Source organism: Streptomyces sp. NBC_01707 (genome assembly GCF_041438805.1).
Lineage (GTDB): Bacteria > Actinomycetota > Actinomycetes > Streptomycetales > Streptomycetaceae > Streptomyces.
Genome location: NZ_CP109190.1, coordinates 4,205,631 through 4,225,973, shown reverse-complemented (window position 1 = coordinate 4,225,973; position 20,343 = coordinate 4,205,631). Strand labels below are relative to the sequence as shown.

The 20,343-nt window shown below is 70.5% G+C and carries 17 protein-coding genes; 4 read left to right on the top strand and 13 right to left on the bottom strand.

Annotation, left to right across the window (positions count from 1 at the left end; genetic code table 11):
• Positions 1-364: 364 nt before the first annotated feature.
• Positions 365-2,380, top strand: coding sequence for a thioredoxin domain-containing protein (locus OG963_RS18865; protein WP_093773024.1), 2,016 nt, complete (start codon positions 365-367; stop codon positions 2,378-2,380).
• Between the two features lie 49 nt (positions 2,381-2,429).
• Here OG963_RS18865 and OG963_RS18860 read toward each other — a convergent pair whose 3' ends face one another.
• Positions 2,430-3,062 (bottom strand): TetR/AcrR family transcriptional regulator, encoded by a 633-nt coding sequence (locus OG963_RS18860; protein WP_093773411.1) that lies wholly within the window; start codon positions 3,060-3,062, stop codon positions 2,430-2,432.
• A 129-nt stretch (positions 3,063-3,191) separates the two neighbouring features.
• A complete protein-coding gene (locus tag OG963_RS18855) occupies positions 3,192-3,917 on the bottom strand; it encodes a hemolysin III family protein (protein ID WP_030914778.1) in 726 nt (241 codons plus the stop codon).
• A 196-nt stretch (positions 3,918-4,113) separates the two neighbouring features.
• Between OG963_RS18855 and OG963_RS18850 the strand changes: the two genes are divergently transcribed.
• Positions 4,114-5,940, top strand: a complete 1,827-nt coding sequence (locus OG963_RS18850; RefSeq protein WP_093773022.1) for a phosphoenolpyruvate carboxykinase (GTP) — start codon at positions 4,114-4,116, stop codon at positions 5,938-5,940.
• Positions 5,941-6,210: 270 nt separating this feature from the next.
• Here the strand turns inward: OG963_RS18850 and OG963_RS18845 are convergent, their stop codons facing one another.
• From OG963_RS18845 to OG963_RS18810, 8 genes are all read right to left on the bottom strand, one after another.
• Positions 6,211-6,831 (bottom strand): hypothetical protein, encoded by a 621-nt coding sequence (locus OG963_RS18845; protein WP_371127903.1) that lies wholly within the window; start codon positions 6,829-6,831, stop codon positions 6,211-6,213.
• Positions 6,818-8,434 (bottom strand): substrate-binding and VWA domain-containing protein, encoded by a 1,617-nt coding sequence (locus tag OG963_RS18840; protein WP_093773018.1) that lies wholly within the window; start codon positions 8,432-8,434, stop codon positions 6,818-6,820. Before OG963_RS18840 ends, OG963_RS18845 begins: the two co-directional genes overlap by 14 nt.
• Positions 8,431-9,648, bottom strand: a complete 1,218-nt coding sequence (locus OG963_RS18835) for a toxic anion resistance protein (RefSeq protein WP_093773016.1) — start codon at positions 9,646-9,648, stop codon at positions 8,431-8,433. The genes OG963_RS18840 and OG963_RS18835 overlap by 4 nt, the downstream gene beginning before the upstream one ends.
• Entirely contained in the window at positions 9,648-10,751 is a 1,104-nt protein-coding gene (locus tag OG963_RS18830; RefSeq protein ID WP_176902148.1) for a substrate-binding domain-containing protein, read from the bottom strand. Before OG963_RS18830 ends, OG963_RS18835 begins: the two co-directional genes overlap by 1 nt.
• Positions 10,752-10,872: 121 nt before the next feature.
• Positions 10,873-11,319 carry a hypothetical protein gene (locus tag OG963_RS18825; RefSeq protein WP_256223449.1) on the bottom strand — a complete coding sequence of 149 codons (447 nt, stop codon included), beginning with the start codon at positions 11,317-11,319 and terminating at the stop codon, positions 10,873-10,875.
• A gap of 89 nt (positions 11,320-11,408) precedes the next feature.
• Complete coding sequence (locus OG963_RS18820) at positions 11,409-12,620, bottom strand: pyridoxal phosphate-dependent aminotransferase (protein ID WP_093773014.1); 1,212 nt, start codon at positions 12,618-12,620, stop codon at positions 11,409-11,411.
• 271 nt (positions 12,621-12,891) lie between these two features.
• On the bottom strand, positions 12,892-13,725 hold the full coding sequence (locus OG963_RS18815) for an arylamine N-acetyltransferase (protein WP_093773012.1): 834 nt from the start codon (positions 13,723-13,725) through the stop codon (positions 12,892-12,894).
• 129 nt (positions 13,726-13,854) lie between these two features.
• A complete protein-coding gene (locus tag OG963_RS18810) occupies positions 13,855-14,220 on the bottom strand; it encodes an iron chaperone (RefSeq protein ID WP_093773010.1) in 366 nt (121 codons plus the stop codon).
• A gap of 277 nt (positions 14,221-14,497) precedes the next feature.
• Here OG963_RS18810 and OG963_RS18805 point away from each other — a divergent pair, with 277 nt between their 5' ends.
• Positions 14,498-15,367: a serine protease gene (locus OG963_RS18805; RefSeq protein WP_093929496.1), complete on the top strand. Its 870-nt coding sequence runs from the start codon at positions 14,498-14,500 to the stop codon at positions 15,365-15,367.
• A 37-nt stretch (positions 15,368-15,404) separates the two neighbouring features.
• Here the strand turns inward: OG963_RS18805 and OG963_RS18800 are convergent, their stop codons facing one another.
• Positions 15,405-16,223, bottom strand: coding sequence for a TetR/AcrR family transcriptional regulator C-terminal domain-containing protein (locus OG963_RS18800; RefSeq protein WP_371799265.1), 819 nt, complete (start codon positions 16,221-16,223; stop codon positions 15,405-15,407).
• 83 nt (positions 16,224-16,306) lie between these two features.
• Here OG963_RS18800 and OG963_RS18795 point away from each other — a divergent pair, with 83 nt between their 5' ends.
• Entirely contained in the window at positions 16,307-17,146 is an 840-nt protein-coding gene (locus OG963_RS18795; protein WP_371800307.1) for a siderophore-interacting protein, read from the top strand.
• 30 nt (positions 17,147-17,176) lie between these two features.
• On the opposite strand, the gene OG963_RS18790 is transcribed toward OG963_RS18795, so the two are convergent.
• On the bottom strand, positions 17,177-18,790 hold the full coding sequence (locus tag OG963_RS18790) for an amidohydrolase family protein (RefSeq protein ID WP_371799264.1): 1,614 nt from the start codon (positions 18,788-18,790) through the stop codon (positions 17,177-17,179).
• A 110-nt stretch (positions 18,791-18,900) separates the two neighbouring features.
• Positions 18,901-20,205, bottom strand: coding sequence for an alanine racemase (locus OG963_RS18785; protein ID WP_319324616.1), 1,305 nt, complete (start codon positions 20,203-20,205; stop codon positions 18,901-18,903).
• Positions 20,206-20,343 lie beyond the last annotated feature (138 nt).

Genomic DNA, 20,343 nt, shown 5'->3' with positions numbered 1-20,343 from the left:
GCCGTCGGCAGCGGGAAGCCCTTGTATGCGCCGAGGGAGCGGCGTGCCCGGCCGAACGGGCGAGAAGGCCGGGCCGAGGTACCCGGTCGGTGGGATTTCCGGCAGCGGCGGGGAGACCTGGCAGGCGTGGGACCGGGAAACGGGCGCTTCCGAGAGCAGCAGGAGCCGGAGAGCACGTGCAACCACATCTGCAGCGGAGCCACCGGCCGGGGCTACGGGCGCTGCGCGATCGGCGGCCCGCTCGCGGACGACGCGATCGGGAGGCATCCGGTCCGGAAGAAGGCGGACCGAGTGGCGGCATCGATCCTGCGGTTCGAGGGCCGGGTCATGGGATGGAGCGGGTCCGTTCAGGCAGGATGGAGGTATGCCGAACCGCCTGGCCCATGAGACGTCTCCGTACCTCCTCCAGCACGCCGACAATCCGGTCGACTGGTGGCCGTGGTCGCCCGAGGCGTTCGAGGAGGCGCGCAGCCGGAACGTGCCGGTGCTGCTGAGCGTCGGCTATGCGAGCTGCCATTGGTGCCATGTCATGGCGCACGAGTCGTTCGAGGACGGGGAGGTCGCCGCTTATCTGAACGCGCACTTCGTCCCGGTGAAGGTCGACCGCGAGGAGCGGCCCGACGTCGACGCCGTGTACATGGAGGCCGTGCAGGCCGCGACCGGTCAGGGCGGCTGGCCCATGACCGTCTTCCTGACCGCCGGCGCCGAGCCCTTCTACTTCGGTACGTACTTCCCGCCCGAGCCCCGCCACGGCATGCCGTCCTTCCTCCAGGTGCTCGAAGGTGTCGTCTCCGCCTGGACCGACCGCCACGACGAGGTCAACGAGGTCGCCGGGCGCATCGTCCGCGATCTGGCGGGCCGCTCGCTGGTGCACGGCGGCGAGGGACTGCCGGGCGAGTCGGAGCTGGCGCAGGCGCTGCTCGGGCTGAGCCGTGAGTACGACGAGAAGCACGGCGGCTTCGGTGGCGCCCCGAAGTTCCCGCCGTCCATGACGATCGAGTTCCTGCTGCGCCACCACGCGCGTACCGGCGCCGAGGGTGCCCTCCAGATGGCCGCCGACACCTGTGAGGCGATGGCCAGGGGCGGGATGTACGACCAGCTCGCCGGCGGGTTCGCCCGGTACTCGGTGGACCGGGAATGGGTCGTGCCGCACTTCGAGAAGATGCTCTACGACAACGCGTTGCTCTGCCGGGTGTACGCCCATCTGTGGCGGGCCACGGGGTCCGAGCTGGCCCGCCGGGTCGCTCTGGAGACCGCCGACTTCATGGTGCGGGAACTGCGTACCGCAGAGGGCGGGTTCGCCTCCGCGCTCGACGCGGACAGCGAGGACGGCGACGGCAAGCACGTGGAGGGCGCGTACTACGTGTGGACGCCCGCGCAGCTGCGCGAGGTGCTGGGTGACGAGGACGCCGCGTTCGCCGCCGAACTCTTCGGGGTGACGGAGGAGGGCACCTTCGAGGAGGGCTCCTCCGTGCTGCAACTGCCGCGCACCGACGCGGCGGTGGATGCGGAACGGGCCGTCGGCGTACGGGCACGGCTGCTGGCGGCCCGCGAGGAGCGGGCGCGTCCCGGACGGGACGACAAGGTGGTGGCGGCCTGGAACGGTCTGGCGATCGCCGCGCTCGCCGAGACCGGGGCGTACTTCGACCGTCCCGATCTGATCGAGCGCGCCACCGAAGCGGCCGACCTGCTGGTCCGGGTCCATATGGGAGATGTCGCCCGGCTGGCCCGTACGTCCAAGGACGGCCGGACGGGAGACAACGCCGGGGTGCTGGAGGACTACGGCGATGTCGCGGAGGGTTTCCTCACGCTGGCCGCCGTCACCGGCGAGGGGGTCTGGCTGGAGTTCGCCGGCTTCCTGCTCGATATCGTGCTTCAGCACTTCACCGGTGAGGGAGGGCAGTTGTACGACACGGCGGACGACGCGGAACAGCTGATCCGCCGCCCGCAGGACCCCACCGACAGTGCGACACCGGCGGGCTGGACGGCGGCGGCCGGTGCGCTGCTCTCGTACGCGGCGTACACCGGCTCGGAGGCCCATCGCGCCGCGGCGGAGGGCGCGTCGGGGGTGGTGAAGGCGCTCGGGCCGCGGGTGCCCCGGTTCATCGGATGGGGCCTCGCGGTCGCGGAGGCGCTGGTCGACGGTCCGCGCGAGGTGGCGGTCAACGGTCCGGTCGGCGGCGAACTGCACCGCACGGCGCTGCTGGGGCGTGCGCCGGGCGCTGTGGTCGCGGTGGGCGGGACGGGCGGTACGGAGTTTCCGCTGCTGGCGGACCGGCCGATGGTGGACGGAGCGCCGACCGCATACGTCTGTCGGCACTTCGTGTGCGATGCGCCGACGACGGATGCGCAGGAGCTGGCGCGGAAGCTCGGGGGGTGACCGGGGGCGGCCGGGCTCGGTCGCGCGGGTGACGACCGCGCCGGAGGCGTCAGAGCGTCAGGCCGCCCTCGAGCGTGTCCAGGGCCTGGTCGACCATCGCGATCAGGTCACCCTTCTGACCGTGCTCGCCCCAGTACAGCGTCACCTCGCGCAGCGCCCCCAGCACCGCCGCGACGAACACCCGGACCTCGAGGTCGTCGGCGCCGCGGCCGCTGCGGTCGGCGAGCACTCGGGCCAGGACCTTCGCGGTGTCCGACATGGTCTCCGACATCCGCGCGCGGATCGCGGGGACCTCCACCATCAGCCGGGTGCGGCGGCGAAGCTCCTCCTCCTCGGTGGCGAGGAGCGTCGCCAGCGCCTCCGTCACGACGAACCGCATCGACTGCAGCGGGGGTTCGTCCGCCGGGCGCTTGCGTGTCTCCGCTTCCAGGAGGGGGTTGTACTCGTCGGTGAGGACGATGTCCTCCTTGGTCGCGAAGTACCGGAATACGGTGCTCGGCGACACCTCGGCTGCTTCCGCGATCTGTTCGATCGTGGTCGCGTCGTACCCCTGCTCGGCGATCAGTCGGTACGTCGAGCGCCGGATAGCCGTCCTGGTCTTGAGCTTCTTCCGTTCGCGCAGCCCCGGCCGGGGCTGCACCTCGACGGAGGTGGGAGGCGAGGTACGGGGGGTGGCGGCCATGATCGCCATTGTCGGGCATCGGCGGGCGCCGGGGCCATGCCGGTGTCCGGCGGTCCGTGCCGGAGCGGGGCATGCGAAGTGGCCGCGGCCTTCGGGTCGCGGCCACTGAGGGGCACAAGGGGAGGGCGCTCAGCTGTGGTTGTACGCCACCAGCGAGATGCCGACGTAGTGCACGACGAACGCCGCCAGGGTCAGCGAGTGGAAGACCTCGTGGAAGCCGAACCATCGGGGTGACGGGTTGGGCCGTTTGATGCCGTAGATGACGCCGCCGGCGCTGTAGAGCAGCCCGCCGACGATCACCAGGACGAGCACCGCGATCCCGCCGGTGCGCATGAAGTCGGGCAGGAAGAAGACCGCCGCCCATCCCATCGCTATGTAGCAGGGTGTGTAGAGCCAGCGGGGGGCGCCGACCCAGAACACCCGGAAGGCGATGCCGGCCACGGCCGCCGCCCAGACCGCCCAGAGCAGCGGGCGCCCGGTCGACTCCGGGAGCAGCAGCAGGGTCAGTGGTGTGTAGGTGCCCGCGATGATCAGGAAGATGTTGGCGTGGTCGAGCCGGCGCAGCACCGCCTCGCCGCGCGGGCCCCATGTGCCGCGGTGATAGACCGCGCTCACTCCGAAGAGCAGGCATGCGGTCACGATGTAGATGCCGCAGGCGATCCGGCCGCGGGTGCTGTCCGTGAGTGCGATCAGCACGATCCCCGCGATCAGTACCGCGGGGAACATTCCGGCGTGCAGCCAGCCGCGCAGGTGTGGCTTCACCGGGAACGGCAGCGCCACCTCGGCCGGGTCGGGCCCGGCTGGTTCGACCTCGGGTTCGGCCTCGGCTGGTTCGGGCGCGGCGGCAGCAGTCATGTCCGCATGCTACCTACGCCTCCGTAAGTTGCGAACATGAGTGGTGATGCTCACGTGGGCGGCCCCCTGGACATATGGGCGAATCGGTCGGATGATCAAATGAGTGCGGTCGGCACCGGATGAGCGGCTACGAAGCATCCGGGTCGCGGCCCCCACGGGGCACCTACCAAGAAGACACCCTCAACAAGGAGCGATCGTGGCGCGCGACATCGCGGCTCCCCTCACTGTTCCCACCCGTCACCAGGAGCTCGTCACCTGGGTGAATGAGATCGCAGCCCTCACCCAGCCGGACCGTGTGGTCTGGTGTGACGGCTCCGAGGCCGAGTACGAGCGCCTGTGCGGGGAGCTCGTGGGCAACGGCACGTTCACCAAGCTCGACGAGACGAAGCGGCCGAACTCGTACTACGCCGCCTCCGACCCGAGCGATGTGGCCCGTGTCGAGGACCGCACCTTCATCTGCTCCGAGAAGGAGGAGGACGCGGGCCCGACGAACCACTGGAAGGCCCCCGCCGAGATGCGGGAGATCTTCACGGGTGAGCAGGGCGTCTTCCGCGGTTCCATGCGCGGTCGCACGATGTACGTCGTCCCGTTCTGCATGGGCCCCGTCGGCTCCCCGCTGTCCGCGATCGGCGTCGAGATCACCGACTCCGCGTACGTCGCCGTCTCCATGCGCACCATGACCCGCATGGGCCAGGAGGTCCTCGACGAGCTCGGCACCGACGGCTTCTTCGTCAAGGCCGTCCACACCCTGGGCGCGCCCCTGGAGGAGGGTCAGCAGGACGTTCCGTGGCCGTGCAACTCCACCAAGTACATCTCGCACTTCCCCGAGGACCGCGAGATCTGGTCGTACGGCTCCGGCTACGGCGGCAACGCGCTGCTCGGCAAGAAGTGCTACGCGCTCCGTATCGCCTCGGTGATGGCCCGTGACGAGGGCTGGCTCGCCGAGCACATGCTGATCCTGAAGCTCACCCCGCCGCGGGGTGAGTCGAAGTACGTGGCCGCCGCGTTCCCGAGCGCCTGCGGCAAGACCAACCTCGCCATGCTGGAGCCCACGATCTCCGGCTGGACCGTCGAGACCATCGGCGACGACATCGCCTGGATGCGGTTCGGTGAGGACGGCCGCCTCTACGCGATCAACCCCGAGGCCGGATTCTTCGGCGTCGCGCCCGGCACCGGCGAGCACACCAATGCCAACGCCATGAAGACCATGTGGGGCAACTCCGTCTTCACGAACGTCGCGCTCACCGACGACGGTGACGTGTGGTGGGAGGGCATGACCGAGACGGCCCCCGCCCACCTCACGGACTGGAAGGGCAACGACTGGACGCCCGCGTCCGAGACGCCCGCCGCCCACCCCAACGCCCGCTTCACCGTGCCGGCCGGGCAGTGCCCGATCATCGCGCCGGAGTGGGAGGACCCGAAGGGTGTGCCGATCTCGGCCATCCTCTTCGGTGGCCGCCGCGCCTCGGCCGTACCGCTGGTCACCGAGTCCTTCGACTGGCAGCACGGTGTCTTCCTCGGCGCGAACGTGGCCTCCGAGAAGACCGCCGCCGCCGAGGGCAAGGTCGGCGAGCTGCGCCGCGACCCGTTCGCCATGCTGCCGTTCTGCGGTTACAACATGGGCGACTACATGAACCACTGGATCAAGGTCGGTGCCGACAAGCCCGACCAGTCCAAGCTGCCGAAGATCTACTACGTGAACTGGTTCCGCAAGAACGAGGCGGGCAAGTTCGTGTGGCCGGGCTTCGGTGAGAACAGCCGCGTCCTGAAGTGGATCGTCGAGCGCCTGGAGGGCAAGGCCGAGGGCGTCGAGACGCCGATCGGCATCCTGCCCGCCAAGGGTTCGCTGGACACCAACGGCCTGGACCTCTCGGAGTCCGAGCTGGACTTCCTGCTCACGGTCGACAAGGAGGTCTGGCGCGAGGAGGCGGCGCTGGTCCCCGAGCACCTCAACACCTTCGGTGACCACACGCCGAAGGAGCTGTGGGACGAGTACCGCGCGCTGGTCCAGCGTCTGGGCTGACGTCCGCCGGGGCGCACTCCCGAAGTGCGCCCCCCATGCACACTCCGCGGCCGGGTCACCCGACATCCACCCTGACCTGTGGTTCAACGGCCCGACGCGGTACGGCCCCCGGAATCCCCTTACGGTTCCGGGGGTCGCCCTTGCCCGCCCCTTTTACAGGGAACGTCCGCACAATGCTGCAGGTCTACGCATGAGATCTGCACATTTCTGCACTATTCCTTCACATGACCTCCGGCGGGGCCGCCGGGAGGCCGGCCGGGCGTGCGGGGCTCAGTTCGCCCCACCCCGGTCCTCCAGATACCGCGTGTGCGTCTGCTGCCGGCGTGCCTCGGCCTCCCGCAACCCCGTGGCCAGCGACTCCGCCTCCCGGTGCAGCAGCGACAGCTGCTGTTCGAGCGGGCGCTCGGGCGGCTCGTTCCCCGGCGTCAGCCGCGTCCACCAGCGGGTCCGCAGATACGTGTCGACTGATTCCGGGATGTCCTGGTGCACGGCGCGGGACAGGGAATGGATGGCTTCCGGGTCGGTGGCGAGGGCCTCGGAGACCCAGCCGGGTGCGAGCAGCCCTTCCAGCAGCCCGGTCAGCTCGACGAGCCGTCCGGAGGCGGCCGGCGGCAGATCCACTTCGGCCAGATACTCCCGCAGGGTCGCGAAGTCGGCCCGCACCGTCTCCAGCTGGGCGGACGGATCGGGGAAGTCCGGCGCGGGCGGCCGCTCGGGCGGGGCGATCAGTGCGCCGGCGCCGTACAGCCCGACGATCACCACCGGCCAGTACGCACCCGCCAGTCCCGTGAAGGTGAGGGCGAGCCCGGCGATCCCGCACGCACTTCCGGTGAGGTTCTTGCGGGACTCGACGTACGCCATGACCCTGCCCGGCGTTCTACTGGTAGCCACGGATCTCCTCGAATGCCCCGTCCAGGGAGCCCGGCCCCTGGTCCTTCGTCGCGTCGAAGAGCCGGCCGCCGGTCAGGGTGGCGATCGCGTCCAGTTCCGCGCGGTCCGAGTCGCCGAAGACGACCGGGAAGACGGGGGTGGCGCGGCGCGCCGCCGGGAGCGAGCGGTAGAAGGCGGTGAAGTCGTCGGCCGAGTCGCCCGTCGTGTTCTCGCCGTCCGTCATCAGGACGATCGAGGTGAACGCGGACTCGGTGTCCGGACCCAGCCGGTCGTAGGCCGACTCCAGACTCGAGAAGATCGCGGTTTCGCCGCTCGCGGTCAGGGCGGCGGTGTCCGCCTTGATCGCCGCGAGGCCGGCCCGTGGGTCGGCGGGATCGACCGTATGCGTACGTGCCCGCTTCACCGACGATCCGAACGGCAGCAAGGTGACCTCCTCGCGTTCCCGGAAGTCCGCGGTCAGCCCGGTCAGCGCCGCCTTCAGCTTCCGTAGCCGCTCGCCCTGCATCGACCCGGACGTGTCCAGCACGTACACGGTGCGCGAGGGCCGCCGGAGCTTGTTCTCGTAACTGTCGAGCAGCCCGTCCGCGACGGATCGCGAGCCGGGGAACGGAAGTTCCCGACGGGCCTCGGCGGCCAGCGGCGCCGCCGGCCGTACGGAGGCGACGACCGGGCGGCGGAACGTCTCCCGGGTCAGCTGCCGCTGAACGGCGGGGGAGCGGAGGTACGAGGTCAGGGCGCGGACCGCGTCCTTGGCGTCGGGCGAGGCGGCGGCGAGCAGGCTCAGCGGGTAGTCGGCCGTCACCACACCGTCGCGCGGGCGGATCACGGTGAGCCCGGTGTGACTGTCCCGGTTGAGGGAGAGCAGCACGGACTCGTAGTTGATCAGCGCGTCGACCGTGCCGCGCCGGGTGTACGCGGTGGCCAGCCAGCCGGAGGAACCCGAGGTCAGCCGCTGCCCGCCGAAGAACTCCTTCAGCTTCCCGTCGGCCTTGCGGACATCGGCGTCGGTCAGCGCGGACTGGGCGCCGGACAGCGCAGAGGCGACCGAAACCAGTGCGGAGAAACCGGAGTTGGAGCGCGCCGGATCCGTCATGCCGTACGTCAGCCGCCCGTCGGCGACCGCCTGGTGCACCTGCGTCCAGGTGACGTCCACCTGGTCCCAGCCGAGTCGTTTCACCACCGACGGCTTGACGCCGAGGGCGACCGGCGACGTCATCAGCGGGGTCTCGGAAGTGATCCGCTTCGCCGCGTCCGGACGGAGCCGCAGATAGTCGTCGGACGACAGCCACACCGCGTCGTACGCCCCGTCCGCCTTCCCGGACCCGAGCTGTTCGACGGCGTCGAGCGTTCCGGTCCAGGTGGGCCGCACGGTGATCCCGGTCGCCTTTCGGGCCTGCTCCAACAGAGGCTTCATATCGGCGAGTTCGCTGGAAGCGAGCACCCGCAGCGTCCCGGTCCGAGGAGCGCCGTCATCCTTCTTCCCGGGCGGCTCGGGACCGTCCGTCGCCGAACACGCCGCCAGCGGTACGAGCACCGCGGCGGCCAGCAGCGACGCGAGTGTGCGCGACACCCGGCGTCGCAGTCTTCTCAGCCGGCTGGTCATCCGAGACCACCGCCCTCGAGGGCGCCCGCGGACCGGCTGCGCTCCAAGTGGCTGCTCGCCTGCTGGAGTTCGGCCGTCAGTGACTCGACGGTCGCCGCCATGGACTCGGTCGCCTGCACCTTGTACGTGTCGATCGCGTCCAGCGTGCGGTAGATCTGCTGGAACGCCGTCCGCAGCGTCTCCGCACCCACCGCAGGGTCGGCGGCGATCCGCTGGATCTCCCCGCTCTGCGTGGCGAGCATCTCCGCATTGCCGCGGATCAGATCCTCCGTCGTGGAGCGCAGCACCTGCACCTGTTCGCTCACCTTGCGCTGGCTCTCCAGCGCCGATGCCAGCATCACGGCGATCCGCAGCGCGGAGACCGTCGTGGTCGCGGCGCGGTCGACGCCCCTGATCAGCTCCTCGTTGTTGCGGCGCACGACGTCCATCGCCAGATACCCCTGCGCGCAGACCGCGAGCTGGGTCAGCAGATCCTGGTGCTTCTGCCGTACAGGGAACAGCACATCGGCCCGCAGGGCGTCCGCCTGCACGGGGTCGGCGGCCTCCGTCGCCCGGATGCGCTGCTCGACGGCGCCGTCCAGGGCCTCGGTGAGGACCACGTACTCCTGGAGCTTGCCCATCGTCTCCCAGAGCCGGGTGCGCTCGGTGTGCAGAGCGGCGTTGTCGCGGCGCAGTTCGTCCTGGCCGCCGCGGAGCGAGCCGACGATCCTGTTGAGGGTGGACTGTGCGGAGGCGTACTTCGCGACATGGTCGCGCAGCCTGTTGCCGCCGGGAAGTCTCGCCAGCAGCCGGCGGGCGCCGCGGCCGGGGGTGTCGCGCGGATCGAGGTCCTCGACGGTGCGGCGCAGCTCGACGAGCGAGGCACCGACCCTCGACTGCGCGTCCCCGTCCCCCGATCCGGCGGAGAGCTCGCGGACCGTACGGTCCAGCATCCGGTTGGACTGCTGGGCGGCGCTGCGGATGTCGCCCTGCCCGAGGGCGGCGATCTCCCCGATCCTGGTGGTGAACTCGGGCGAGCGGGCGTCGAGCCCGGCGAGGCTGCCGACGTACTCGGTGGCACGTCGGGTCATCTCCGTGCGCACCGAGTCGTCGACCGGGACGAGACCGGCGGCCTGCTCGGTACGGACGGGGGCGACGGGCTCGGGCGGAGTGAGGACGAGCGGCTGCGGCTCGGCTCCGGTCATGGGTGAGGTCTCCCGGGAAGCGTGGGTCATCAGCCGCGGGTCCGGCGGGCCATCGCGCGCAGCACCGTTGCGGTGGGCACGGGCGCCTGGCGGATCCCGGTCAGCTGTTGGTCGATGTAGTCGGTGTGACCGGCGGTCGCGGCGGTGAACTCGGCCGCCGCGCCCTGGGGGCGGAAACCGTGCCGTACGGCGAGCTCGCGCAGGCGCCGGTCGGTGGAGAGCAGTTCGCCGAACTGCCGTCCCGAGTCGGTCAGCGGTACGAGGGTGTGGTCGCTGGAGACGGTGGTGTCCGGATAGAGGACGACCAGATCCCCGAGCTCCTGCTTCTGCAGCAGCAGCGAGGCGACCTGTGACTCGTACACCAGGACCAGCGGATTGCCGACTCCGCTGATGAAGTCCCGGAACGGCGCGTCGCTGCTGGTCTGCTGCGCCCCCTGCACCTGGATCAGCTTCTTCATCAGCGGCGCGGTGCGGTCGACAGCGGCCTCGTCGGCGGCGACCCGGCCGCCGTCGGCGACGTACGAGGCGGCGGCGAGGTAGAGCGCGCCGGAGTTGGACGCCACGGGGTCGGTGCTCGTGATGAACACCGTGCCCGTCAACTCAGCATGTTCTCCCGCGCCCTTGAGCTGCTGCCAGGTCCGGTCCGCCTTCGCGGCCTTCAAGTACGGGGCCATGAGCAGCTTTCCGCTGGACTTGCCGCTCAGTGTCGCCAGCCCGTTGTCCGCCAGCACCTGCGCGGCGCCGCGGTGGGCGACGACGACGAGCGGCGAGTAGAAGGGCCGGATCGGTCCGCCCTTGACGGACGACCTGCGCTGCAGCTCATCGGCGGGTGCCTTCGAGCCGGGGAAGGCGAAGTCGTAGTCCTTGAGGGGAAGTTGGTCCATCGCCCAGGACCCGGACGTCTCCGCCTTCACGGTGAACCCCTTGGCAGCAAGGGCCTTCACCACTTCGGGATCGGCGAAGAACTCCGCCTTCTCCGACCCGATCACTCCACGCACGGTCTTCGTTGCCGTGCTCGTGTCCTTGCTGTCGCGGCCTGCTACGACGGCTACTGCCACTCCGCCGATCAGCAGCACCGCCAGGACGATTCCCACGATGCGTCTCACACGGGAAGCGTGCTCGCGGAAACCCACATTCCGGACGGAGTTGAGTGGACGGAAGGTGAAGTGCGCATCCCAGTACGCAACGGGAGCAGCCGATGGCAGATGTGTGGCACCCGGTCCACGCGCCTCCGCGGCCCGTGGACCGGGGCCGTCAGAGGGCGCCGACCAGCCGTACGGGGGCGGGGGCGGGCGCAGTGGTGCCGGACGTGGTGACGGGCGGCGGGGTGGTCGCGGCGGTCATCGCCGCCGTGTGCGCGTCCATCCGCTCGGCCGCGAGGATCGCGGCCGCGGTGTCGGCGCGGGACGCGGCCACCACCAGCGCGCGGCCCGCGAGGGCGTGCGCGCGGCGGTGGAGCGTGTCCGGTGCGGCGTCGGTCAGGCCGGCGTGCCGGGCGGGAGGTGCGCCGCGCAGCCGGGCGACCTGCTCGGCGATGCGGTCGCCCGCCACGCCGAGGCCGAGCTCGTCGGTGACCGCGAGGAGTGCGGCCAGGTGTCCGGCCAGCTGGATGTCCAGCTCCTCCTCGCGGGAGCGGTGCGGGAAGTCGTCGGCGTGGTCGGCCGGTGTGTGGACCGATTTGGTGCGGATCGGTTCGTACATGGATGGCCTCCTGGTGTTACTTGGAACCATCCTAGCTTGGAATCAGTCTAAATTTGTCCACGATCCGATATTGCGTGCCGCCACCAGGGTCAGGGCTGGCTGTATCCGTCCAGGAAGTTCCCGATCCGCTGGACGGCGTCCGTCAGGTCCTCGGTCGAGGGCAGTGTCACGATGCGGAAGTGATCGGGCTCCGGCCAGTTGAACCCCGTACCCTGCACGACCATGATCTTCTCGGCCCGCAGCAGGTCGAGGACCATCTGCCGGTCATCCTTGATCTTGTGCACCTTCGGGTCGAGCCGTGGGAAGAGATACAGCGCCCCCTTCGGCTTCACGCAGGTGACCCCGGGAATCTGTGTCAGCAGGTCGTACGCGACGTCCCGCTGTTCCAGGATCCGGCCGCCCGGCAGCACCAGGTCGTTGATCGACTGCCGCCCGCCGAGCGCCGTGGCCACCGCGTGCTGCGACGGCATGTTGGCGCAGAGTCGCATATTGGCGAGGACGGTCAGCCCCTCGATGTACGAGGAGGCGTGCGCCTTCGGGCCGCAGACCGCCAGCCACCCCGACCGGTATCCGGCGACCCGGTAGTTCTTGGAGAGCCCGTTGAACGTCAGCACCATCAGATCGGGCGCGATGGTCGCGGTCGGGGTGTGGGTCGCTCCGTCGTACAGGATCCGGTCGTAGATCTCGTCGGAGCAGACGACCAGATTGTGGCGCCGGGCGATCTCCGTCAGCCCGCGCAGCATCTCGTCGTCGTAGACCGCACCCGTCGGGTTGTTCGGGTTGATGATCACGATCGCCTTGGTGCGATCGGTGATCTTCCGCTCGATGTCGGCGAGGTCCGGCATCCAGTCGGCCTGCTCGTCGCACCGGTAGTGCACCGCCGTGCCGCCGGCCAGCGACACCGAGGCGGTCCAGAGCGGATAGTCCGGAGCGGGTACGAGCACCTCGTCGCCGTCGTCGAGCAGCGCCTGCATCGACATCTGGATCAGCTCGGAGACGCCGTTGCCCAGGTAGATGTCCTCGACGCCGAGGTCGATCCCCTTGGTCTGGTAGTGCTGCATCACCGCCCGGCGCGCCGACAGCAGGCCCTTCGCGTCGCCGTAGCCGTGCGCCCCGGCGAGGTTGCGCAGGATGTCTTCGAGAATCTCGGGCGGGCACTCGAACCCGAACGCGGCAGGGTTGCCGGTGTTCAGCTTGAGGATGCGGTGACCGGCCGTTTCCAGCCGCATGGCCTCCTCGAGCACCGGGCCCCGGATTTCGTAACAGACATTGGCGAGCTTCGTGGACTGGATGACCTGCATGTCAGCGAGCTTACGGCGGTGTTTCACCGGCTGCGCGGGGATTCCCCGCAGGTTGACCCACCCGGGTAGCGCCGTCCGCCCGCCGCGTCTTCCATCGCCATGTGCGCCCCGCCCCGGACAGTGGGAACCCCTGGCGGCGGCGGGGGCCGGGCTTGGAATAGGGGTGTGAGGGGCCTGACCGGTGAGATGCGCCACGTGAGGGACGCGGGCGGCGGGGGAGGCAGGGCGGGGCCCCGCTGAGCCGAAGCCCTCGGCCCGCCGCGCGGCGCGTTCACTCCGGCAGGCGGGTGCCCTCCGGGAGACGGATGCCGAAGTCGGCCGCGAGGACCCGCAGCACCTCGTCGCCGTCCACGAGTTCCCGCTCCTTGCGCGTACCGTCCGGCGCGGTCTCCACGAGCCTGCGGCCCACCAGTGCGAGATGGGCCTCCGGGGTGGTGCGCTGGACGTACAGCAGGTGCTGGAACGGGGAGCGCGGGTTGGTCGCGATGTGCCAGTTGATGACCTCGTAGTCCGGCGCCTCGAACGGTTCCAGTGTGAACGCGTACTGGTCCTCCCACTTCCCGTCCGGGGTGTGCGTCTGCAGTTTCCACAGCTCCAGCGGCCCGTCGTGCGGTGCGTGGACGAGCCGGTGACGACGCGGGGCGTCGTGGAGCTCCGCGTCCGCCACCAGTCGAATCGGCTCCAGCAGTGAACTGCTCGCACCGAAGCCGACGTCGGCGAGATACGGGGTCGGCTCACCCGGTACCTCGGCCCGCATGAGCATGTGGGTGCGGGGCCGTACGTCCCCGGGCGCGACACCCAGCAGTACGCGGGCGCAGAGCAGCGTGATCTTGAAGCCCAGGGCGGTCAGTGCGGCGGCGAGCAGGCTGTTCTGCTCGTAGCAGTACCCGCCGCGCCGGCTGCGTACGAGCTTCGCCTGCAGATCCGCGAGCGCGAGCGAAGGCGCGCTGCCGAGCACGGGGTCCAGGTTCTCGAACGGGATGCCCAGTGCGTGGGCGCGGTGCACGGAGCGGAGCACCTCCACGGTGGGGACCCGCTCGCCGGTCCAGCCGATACGGGCGAGGTACGCGTCGAGGTCGAGCGCGGACTCGTGGTCGGTCGTCATGGACCGACCGTACGCAATCGAGCCGGCGGGACGTCTCCGGCCGGCGGCGTGATCCGGCCGGAGCGAGGGACTTGCACGGACGCCGGCCAGGGTCCGGGGCTTCCTCGGCAGACCGTGCCCGGTCCGGCCTCAGCAGACCGTGCCCGGCCCGGCCGCCGTGGCTCGCAGCAGGTCGCGCACGAGGTCGAAGTCGATGTTCTCCGGCTTGCGGAAGCGCAGGCACGCCTTGCCCATGTCGTATCCGGCCAGCCGCTCCGCGAAGGCCTCGCGGACGTCGGAGCGCAGCAAGTAGAAGGAGATGTAGTTCTTCTGGCCGGCGAAGGCGACCTCGCCGACGCCGTTCCGTTCGTAGGCGGGCATCCCGTACGCCATCACCTCGGTGAACCCCTTCAGTTCCTGACGGCACATCTGCCGCAACCTGCCCAGGGCCTCCCGGCGCTCCGGCGGGGTCTCGGCCAGGTATCCGTCGACATCTTCAGCCTTGCTCTGCACCATGCGACGACCCTAAGGGCGGTCCCGTTCTCCCTGGCGGGCGCACGCCGACAGCTGCGGCACCTCGCCGCGTCGTCGCACACCCGAATACATCCAGTATGCGGACGTCCCTCCGCCTTACGATGCACCGCATCTGACGCCGTGTACTGATCCACCAGGGATCACGGCACAGCCTCAGGCCGAAAACAGGCTCTTGCTCCGCGCGGGCACGCACTTAACAATGCGCATGACAAAGCCGAAGGAACCCTTCGGTCATAGAGGTCACAGAGGGGACCCCCACATGAACAAGCCTCTCGTCGGCGCGCTCTTCGCCGTTCTGCTCCTCGGAGCGGGAACGGCGCCTGCTGTCGCGGCCACAAGCCACGACGCGGTCGCGCCCACGGCCAAGGTGGCCGCGCCGCAGGCGGTCAAGGCCAAGGCCGTCAACTTCGCCGGGACCGTCGCGCTCAGCAACTGTTCCGGCTCCGTCGTCCGGACCGCAGCTTCGCTGCCGTCCGACCCGGCCCTCGTGCTCTCCAACGGGCACTGCATGGAGACCGGCTTCCCGGGCCCGGGCGAGGTGGTGATGAACCGGTCGTCCACCCGTAGCTTCACCCTGCTGAACTCCGCCGGCACCGGTGTCGGCACCCTGCGCGCCAGCAAGATCGCGTACGGGACGATGACCGACACCGACATCTCGCTGTACCAACTCACCCGCACCTACGCCCAGATCGAGAGCACCTACGGCATCAAGGCGCTGGAGCTCAACGCCGCACATCCGGTCCAGGGCACCGCGATCACGGTGGTCTCCGGCTACTGGAAGCGCACCTACAGCTGCAATGTCGACGGCTTCGTCTACCGCCTCAAGGAGGGCGAGTGGACCTGGAAGGACTCGGTCCGCTACACCTCCGCCTGCCAGACCATCGGCGGCACGTCCGGCTCCCCGGTGATCGACAACGCGACCGGCAAGGTCGTCGCCGTCAACAACACCGGTAACGAGGACGGCCAGCGGTGCACGGACAACAACCCGTGCGAGGTCGACGAGAGCGGCAATGTGACGGTCCGCCAGGGCATCAACTACGCCCAGGAGACCTACGGCATCGTGCCGTGCATCGGCACCGCCAGCAGGATCGACCTCAACCGGGCCGGGTGCACCCTGCCCAAGCCGTAGTCGGTGAGGCGCGCCGTGGGACCCGGACCCGCGGGCCTCACGGCGCAGCCGACCGTCGTACCGCCGCCTCGATCCCGTCCAGCAGCACGCCGAGCCCGACGGTGAACGTCTCGCGGGCCTGGCGCTCCAGGTAGGGCACCGGGTCGTCGGCGGGCGGCGGCTCGGGTGCGCTCTCGCTCTCCAGCCGGCCGACGTCCGGGAAGCGGTCGGCGAAGTCGGGTGCCACTTCGCCGAGCAGCGCCGACCGGGCGAACCACCACTCCTCGTCGGACTGGCCCGTCACCGCCGCGGCCTGCCGGGACTCGGCGACCGTCTGCGCCGAGCCCCGCACGAAGTGGAAGAGCGTGCCGATCAGCCGCCGCACGACATGCGCGTCGAGCCCGGTTCCGTACAGCAGGCGTACGAGGGTGTCGAGTCCGGCGTACTCGTGCGGGCCCAGTACCGGGCGGGCCTGTGAGACCTGGAGCACCCACGGGTGGCGGAGGTGGAAGGTGAGGGTGTCGTCGGCCCAGCTCGTCAGCGACGCGCGCCAGTTGCCCGTGTCGGGGTAGTCGGCGGGCAGTTCGGCGTGCACCGCGTCGTACATCAGGTCCAGCAGCTCGCTCTTGCCGGGCACGTACGTGTAGAGCGCCATGGCGGTCCGGCCCAGTCGCTCGCCCACCGCGCGCATCGACAGTGCCGCCATGCCGTCCTCGTCGGCGACGGCGACGGCGGCGGTCACGATCGCGTCCACGGTGAGGCCCGGCTTGGGCCCGGACCGCGCCGGTCCCGTTCCGCCCGGTGTCCCGGCGTCCTCCGTGCGCCACAGCAGGGCCATCGAACGGCGGGCGTCACCCTGCCCCGCGTAGACCACCACTTGCGACTCCTTACGCCATAAAGTAACTTCGCGATAATGATTTACGGCATAAGCTATCAGGGAGAGAGTGGGTGGCCACGCCGATGAGTCCGTCGCTGCCGGTGTCGTACGTACAGGTCACGGCCGTGGAGCGGATCACGCCCCGGATGGCACGCATCACCTTCACCGGCGATGCGCTGGCCGATGTGATGGAGGACCGGCCTGATCAGCAGATGAAACTCTGCTTCCCGAGGGGGCGGGGCGTGCCGGTCCTGCCGGAACAGCACCCCGACGACACGTACGGGATGCGGTGGTACGAGGCGTATCTCGCGATCCCGGAGGCCGAGCGCCCCTGGACGCGCAGCTTCACGGTCCGGGCGTACGACCGGGCGCGCAATGAGATGACCGTCGACTTCGTGCTCCATGGCGAGACCGGTCCCGCGAGCCGGTGGGGCAGGGCCGCGCACCCCGGTGACGTACTCGGCATGGTCGGCCCGTCGTCGATGTACGCAAGGCCGCTGCCCGCCTCCGACTGGCTGCTGCTCGCCGGGGACGCGACGGCGCTCCCGGCGATCGGGACGCTGCTCGAAGCGCTGCCGGCCGGTATGCCGGCGGTGGCGTACGTCGAGGTCGCCGATGAGCGGGAGGAGCAACGGCTCATGTCCGCCGCCGACGTGGCCGTGCACTGGGTGCACGGCCCGGGGCGGACTCTGGTCGACGCGGTCCGGGCGGCGGACCTGCCCGGTGAGGCGGCGACGGGCGCGGCGTGGCTGGCAGGGGAGTCGGGGGCGGTACGGGCGCTGCGCCGCCACCTGGTCGAGGAGCGCGGGCTGGCCCGGCCGACGGTGGAGTTCAGCGGTTACTGGCGGCGCGCGCTGACCCAGGACGACGCTCCGACCGAGGAGGACCTGGCCTGGGCGAAGGAGCGGGCGGAAGGGTTCTGAGCGCCGTGAGCCGCATGCCTGCGCGGAGGGCTACGACGTCGACCGGACCGCCCGCCCCGCCAGTACGGAAGTCCGCCTGCCGTCCTCGATGACGAAGCGGCCGTCGATCAGGACGTGCGGGATGCCCACCGGCAAGGTGCGCGGCTCCTCGAACGTCGAGCCCGCCGCTACCGTCTCCGGGTCGAAGAGGACGAGGTCGGCGCGGTAGCCCTCGCGGACGTGCCCCCGGTCGGCCAGGCGCAGCCGGGCTGCCGGGCGCGAGGTGAGGTGGGCGACACACTCCTCCAGCGAGAGGATGCCCAATTCCCTTGCGTACCGGCCGAGGTATTGCGGGAACGTGCCGTACGCACGCGGGTGCGGCTTGTCGCCCTGGAGGATGCCGTCGCTGCCGCCCGTGTGGACGCGGTGCCGCATGATCTGCCGGACGTTCTCCTCGTGGCCCACGTGCTGGAGGATCGTCGTGCCGAGCCGGTCGTCGAGGAGCAGGCGGCGGGCGGTGACCCACGGCTCCTCGCCGCGCAGCCGCGCGGACTCGGCGACCGTGCGGCCGACATGTCCGGCCAGCTCCGGCACGCTGACGCCGGAGATCTCGATCGTGTCCCACTCGATCGGCACGCCGTGGCAGCCGTCCGAGCCGAGCTCCTCCAGATGGTGCCGGATCCGTTCGGCCGTCACCTCGTCCGCGAGACGCGTGAGGATCGACTCCGGGCCGCCCTCGCTCGCCCAGCTCGGCAGCATCGCGACGAGCGTCGTGGAGCCGGGCGTGTACGGGTAGGTGTCGAGGGAGATGTCGGCGCCCGCGGCGACGGCCCGGTCCAGGAGGGCGATCAGCTCGGGGGCCCTGCCCTTGTTCACGCCGAAGTTCATGGTGGCGTGGGCGAGATGGAGGGGGCAGCCGGCGTCGCGGGTGAGCTGCACCATCTCCTCGTACGCGGCGAGTGCGCCCGCGCCGTACGAGCGGTGGTGCGGGCAGTAGTAGCCGCCGTGCTCCGCCACGACCCGGCACAGTTCGGTGAGTTCGGCATCCTTGGCGTACATGCCCGGGGTGTAGGTGAGGCCGGACGACATGCCGACCGCGCCCTCCGCCATGCCCTGGGCCACGAGCTCCTTCATCCGGGTCAGCTCGGCCTCGGTGGCCGGGCGGTCGTCCCAGCCGACGGCGTACATCCGGACCGTGCCCTGCGGGATGAGGTAGGCGGCGTTGACCGCGATGCCCTGGCCGCCGAAGTTGCGGTCGAGGCGGTCCAGGTATTCGCCGACCGTGCGCCAGTCGAAGTCGACGTCCGAACCGTCGCCGTTCCAGCCGGTGATCGCCTTCCGTACCTCGGTGAGGGTGCGGTCGTCGACCGGGGCGTACGACAGGCCGTCCTGGCCGAGGACTTCCAGGGTGACGCCCTGGGCAGCCTTCGCGCTGTGTTCCGGATCGCGGAGAAGGGCCAGGTCGCTGTGGGCGTGCATGTCGATGAAACCGGGGGAGAGGGCGAGGCCGGTGGCGTCGAGGGTGCGGGTGGCGGTGGGGCGGGGCCCCGGAGCGCCCTCGGGGTGGATCTCGGCGATCCGGCCTTCGGCGATTTTGACATCGGCCCGGTAGGAGGGGGCGCCGGTGCCGTCGATGACGCCGGCGTTGCGGATGACGAGGTCCATGGTTGTGCAGCCTTTCGGTGACGGTGTCGCCTCCCCCGCCCCACCCCACCCCTCCGCCCCGGGGATCGGGTTCGGGAGGGGCGGAGTGGTGGGAGTCGGCCCCGCAGGGGTCAGAAGAACGTGCGGATGTAGTCCGTGACCGTGCCGTCCGCCTCGACCAGCGGAATCAGCTGCCACTTGTCGAACGACGTGCACGGATGCGAAAGCCCCATCCCCACCCAGTCGCCGACCTCGAGCTCCGCCCCCGCCTCGGTCCGCACCCACGTGTGCTGGTCCGACAGTCCCGTGACCGTGACCCCCGTCGCCGCCCGCACCGAGCCGTCGCGCCCGGACCGGATCACCTGCGCCTCCGGGAGGTCGAGGTCGTACGCCGCGTCCCGCTTCCCCGCGTTGAGGAACGCCTGCTCGGCGGTGGGACGTGACACGACCTGGGCCCACAGCCGGAAGGCCGGCTGCAGCGTCCCCTCCTCGGACACCCGGTTGAACGGTGTGAGTCGCCGGTAGTGACCGTCGTCGTGCGAGACGTACGCACCTGAACGCAGCAACTTCACCACAGGTACGGAGAGTTCGGGGATCTCGGCGAAGACCTCGGCCACCGTGTCGAACCACGCGCTGCCGCCCGCGCTGACCAGAACCGCGTCCGCGCCGGCGAACCGTCCCGCCTTGTCGAAGTCCGCCGCCAGCGCGACGAGCCGGTGCAGCCAATCCCGTACGCGCTCCGGCGACGCGTCGGGCACCTCGCCCTCGTAACCGGCGACGCCCACCAGCCGCAGGGTCCCCGTCGAGGCCACCGCGTCGGCGACCGCCGCGCAGTCGGCCTCGGTACGCGCACCGGTGCGGGCGCCCTCGCCCGCGCCCAGCTCCACCACGACATCCACCGGGCGGGAGGCGCCCGCGGTGCGCAGGGCCTCGTCCATCAGCTCGACACCGCGCACCGAGTCCACGTAACAGACGAAGTGGAACTCCGGGTCGGCCGCCAGCTCACCGGCCAGCCAGCGCAACGCCACCGGGTCGACGAGCTCGTTGGCGAGGAAGATCCGCCGGATGCCGTACGCCCGGTAGACCCTCGCCTGGTGCGGGACGGCCGCGGTGATGCCCCACGCGCCGCGCTTCAGCTGGTCGGCGAAGAGCTGCGGGGACATGGAGGTCTTGCCGTGCGGGGCGAACGCGAGGCCGTGGCGTTCCGCGTAGGCCTCCAGGAGGGCGAGGTTGTGCTCGACCGACTCGGCGGAGAGGGCGAGGACCGGGGTGGTGAAGCCGCCGGTGAAGAGGTTGCGGCGTTCGGCGGCCAGGGCGCCGACGGTCAGGCCGTCCGCGTCGGGCGGGAGTGCCTTGAAGCGGTGGTCGACCCGTTCGTCGGCAAGTCCGGCGAGTTCGGCGAGTCCAGCCGGGGTGACCGGGTGGTCGGCGGCCAAGGGAGCCTCCTCAAGAAGTAATCGTTGCAACATATGCAACAGTCATTGCGCATATCGCTTAACGCTGTCTAACATCCGAGCCGATGCCGGGTCAATGGTGAACGCCGGCGCTGAACGCTGATCATCGAGGAGCCCAGA

Bases quoted from the DNA above. Each gene is read 5' to 3' on its own strand.
- OG963_RS18865 (WP_093773024.1), top strand. From the start codon at position 365: ATGCCGAACCGCCTGGCCCATGAGACGTCTCCGTACCTCCTCCAGCAC.
- OG963_RS18860 (WP_093773411.1), bottom strand. From the start codon at position 3,062: ATGGCCGCCACCCCCCGTACCTCGCCTCCCACCTCCGTCGAGGTGCAG.
- OG963_RS18855 (WP_030914778.1), bottom strand. From the start codon at position 3,917: ATGACTGCTGCCGCCGCGCCCGAACCAGCCGAGGCCGAACCCGAGGTC.
- OG963_RS18840 (WP_093773018.1), bottom strand. From the start codon at position 8,434: ATGACCAGCCGGCTGAGAAGACTGCGACGCCGGGTGTCGCGCACACTC.
- OG963_RS18835 (WP_093773016.1), bottom strand. From the start codon at position 9,648: ATGACCCACGCTTCCCGGGAGACCTCACCCATGACCGGAGCCGAGCCG.
- OG963_RS18825 (WP_256223449.1), bottom strand. From the start codon at position 11,319: ATGTACGAACCGATCCGCACCAAATCGGTCCACACACCGGCCGACCAC.
- OG963_RS18820 (WP_093773014.1), bottom strand. From the start codon at position 12,620: ATGCAGGTCATCCAGTCCACGAAGCTCGCCAATGTCTGTTACGAAATC.
- OG963_RS18815 (WP_093773012.1), bottom strand. From the start codon at position 13,725: ATGACGACCGACCACGAGTCCGCGCTCGACCTCGACGCGTACCTCGCC.
- OG963_RS18810 (WP_093773010.1), bottom strand. From the start codon at position 14,220: ATGGTGCAGAGCAAGGCTGAAGATGTCGACGGATACCTGGCCGAGACC.
- OG963_RS18805 (WP_093929496.1), top strand. From the start codon at position 14,498: ATGAACAAGCCTCTCGTCGGCGCGCTCTTCGCCGTTCTGCTCCTCGGA.
- OG963_RS18795 (WP_371800307.1), top strand. From the start codon at position 16,307: ATGAGTCCGTCGCTGCCGGTGTCGTACGTACAGGTCACGGCCGTGGAG.
- OG963_RS18790 (WP_371799264.1), bottom strand. From the start codon at position 18,790: ATGGACCTCGTCATCCGCAACGCCGGCGTCATCGACGGCACCGGCGCC.